General features: G+C 47.3%; 4 protein-coding genes. All 4 read right to left on the bottom strand.

The window, feature by feature from the left end:
• A partial coding sequence (locus tag Q0236_RS01550) for a phosphatidylserine decarboxylase (protein WP_297914235.1) occupies positions 1 to 430 on the bottom strand: 430 nt, incomplete at its 3' end.
• Entirely contained in the window at positions 431 to 1,558 is a 1,128-nt protein-coding gene (locus Q0236_RS01545) for a metallophosphoesterase (protein ID WP_297914232.1), read from the bottom strand.
• 3 nt (positions 1,559 to 1,561) lie between these two features.
• Complete coding sequence (locus Q0236_RS01540; RefSeq protein WP_297914229.1) at positions 1,562 to 2,200, bottom strand: Crp/Fnr family transcriptional regulator; 639 nt, start codon at positions 2,198 to 2,200, stop codon at positions 1,562 to 1,564.
• A gap of 9 nt (positions 2,201 to 2,209) precedes the next feature.
• Positions 2,210 to 2,547, bottom strand: a 338-nt coding sequence (gene mscL, locus Q0236_RS01535; RefSeq protein ID WP_297914226.1) for a large-conductance mechanosensitive channel protein MscL, incomplete at its 5' end; no start/stop codon positions are given.

Genomic DNA, 2,547 nt, shown 5'->3' with positions numbered 1-2,547 from the left:
CGCCGCTCGCGACATAAGTTGCGCCGTTTTCATCGCTTATGATTTTCGCTTGCGCGGCGTCCGCGGTATTATCTAAATTTTTAACCGCTCCGCCGCTTTCGCTTGCCGTAAACGTGCGCCCCAGCAGCTCGCTAAGGCTATATTCGCAGCCTTTTACACTAAAAGCTCGCAGATCGGCGCAACATCCACTCTCAAAGATCATGCCGTCGCTAGGGCTTATAAAAGCCGTCTCGTCTGTCGCTATCTCGCGCGGACGCAGCAAGCGGCGAGTAAAAAGCGCGTTTAGGCTCGCGTAGCTTTGCGGCGGATCAAATTCGCTCATATCGATTTTGAAAAATTCCACATATTTGCGGTTGATAAAATTTTGTATAAATTTAGGGAATTCCACCGCGGCGATAATACCGAAAATCCTCGAAATAAAACTTCTCATCTATGCCTTTCTAAGCTTAAGTAGCGCGATCTCGGCATCGGCAAAGACCCTTATCGGCGGGCCCCAAAACCCTACGCCGCTGCTTACGTAAATTTGCTTCAGCCCGTCGTTATACAGCCCGTAAAGATACTTCTGGCTAAGCAGCACCAAAAGCGTCCATGGGAAAATTTGCCCCGCGTGCGTGTGTCCGCAGATACACAGATCGACCTCGTCGCGCACGAAATCCACGACGTATTTAGGCTGATGCGCGAGTAAAATTTTTGGTTTATCGGGGTTTGCCTGCGCTAGCGCAGCGCCGAGATCTGGCTGCATATATCCGAAGCGAAAGCCACTAAGATCGTGCACGCCCATTAAATTTAGCCCTTCAAATTCCTCACTTTCGTTTTGCAGCACCCGCACGCCCGCTTTTTGCATCGCCGCTATAAGCCCGCTTGCGTCGCCGCGGTAATACTCGTGGTTGCCTGCGACGAAAAAGATAGGCTTTTTGATCGCCTCAAGAGGCTGCAAAATATCCCCGAGCTCATCCGAGCGCAGATCAAACATATCGCCCACGATCAGTAGCGCATCGAAGCTTAGCGAGTTTATCTGTGCTACGACGCCTTGCAAAAACTCCTTTTTCAAAAACTCTCCCAGATGCACGTCCGAGATGACGGCGAAGCTTAGCTCGCGAGCTAAGCTTTTGATTTTTATTTCGCGCTCGGTGATCTTAGGCTGCTTAAGCGCATTGAAAAAGCCCTTAAACAGGTAGCTAAAAGTCATTATTACAAAGGTTACGTCGATGAAGGTTTTTAAAAATTTTCGCCTGTTTTCGCTAAATTTAGCCACGTGCGTGGCGGCGTTTAGCACATCGTAAGCAAGGCAGAGGAAAAAAAGAGATAAAGTAATCGCCGCGCAAAATACGCAGACCTTATAAAGCAGCTCGTTTTTAAAGCTCATGCCCGGGGCGAATCCGGCAAAAAAGATCGCATCAAAGACCGCTAAAACTATGCAAAGCAAGATCAGAGCGGGGCGAAATGTCCAAAAATTTTTATATGACGCAAAGCGCGCGCCGATCGATTTATAAACGTAAAGATTGAAAAACAGAAATAAAACCGTACCGACGATCGGGAAAATATAGGCGCTTTTCAAACTCTAGCCTTGGATATACTCGTCCAGCTTATGTTGATCGAAGCTCGCGATATTGTGCTCCTCGTCCAAAACGAGAGCCCCGCTCTTTTTAAATTTAGTGATGGTGCGCGAAAATGTCTCGGGAGTCACGTTTAGAATTTTGGCTATTCTAGTGTATTTCGTGCTCATAAAAATATCAAAATTTTCGTTGATAAACTTAGCGATTTTGCCGTCGCAGCTAAGCACGACTTGATTATCAAAGACCGCATTTAGCGCGCGGATCTTTTCAGACATCGATTTTAAAAGCTCCAGGCAAATTTTAGGATCGCTCATAAACTCGTTTTTAAATTTTTCATAATCGATCTTTAGCACCTCGCCGTTTGTCGAAAACACGCCGCTAGCGGGATAGCTCGTCTCTTCGAAATTTACCATCTCGGCTACGAGCGAGATGGGGCGGATCTCGCGCATATGGATCTCACGCCCCTTTGCGGAGGTTTTATAGATTTTTAAAATTCCTTTTAGCAGGATTAATAGATACTGCGAGCGCTCGCCCTCGAAAAATAAAATTTCGCCCTTTTTGTAGCTTTTATGGATGCTAATCTGCTCCAAACGATCGATTTGCGCTGCGCTTAGAGCTTTGAAATAAGGAATTCTCTCAAGCATCGCCGCGACCTATTTTTTAAGCAGGTCTCTTATCTCGGTAAGAAGTTTAATCTCTTCGCTAGGCTCCGCAGGTGCGGCAGGCTCCGGCGCAGGAGCAGGCTTTTTAAGCTTATTGATCGCCTTGATCGCGCAGAATATACAAAACGCGATGATGATAAAATCGACCGTTACCTGGATAAACGAGCCGTAGTTTATCGTAACGGCGGGGGTCTGCCCCACCGCTTCTTTTAGCACGATCTTAAGATCGGTAAAATTCATGCCTCCCGTAAGAAGTCCTAAAACCGGCATCATGATGTCGCTTACGAGCGAGGTTACGATCTTGCCGAAAGCCCCGCCGATGACGACGC

It is taken from the genome of uncultured Campylobacter sp. (genome assembly GCF_938031315.1).
In the GTDB taxonomy this organism is placed as follows: domain Bacteria; phylum Campylobacterota; class Campylobacteria; order Campylobacterales; family Campylobacteraceae; genus Campylobacter_B.
Note: the sequence above shows the minus strand (reverse complement) of the source record. Positions and strands in the feature narration are given on the sequence as shown.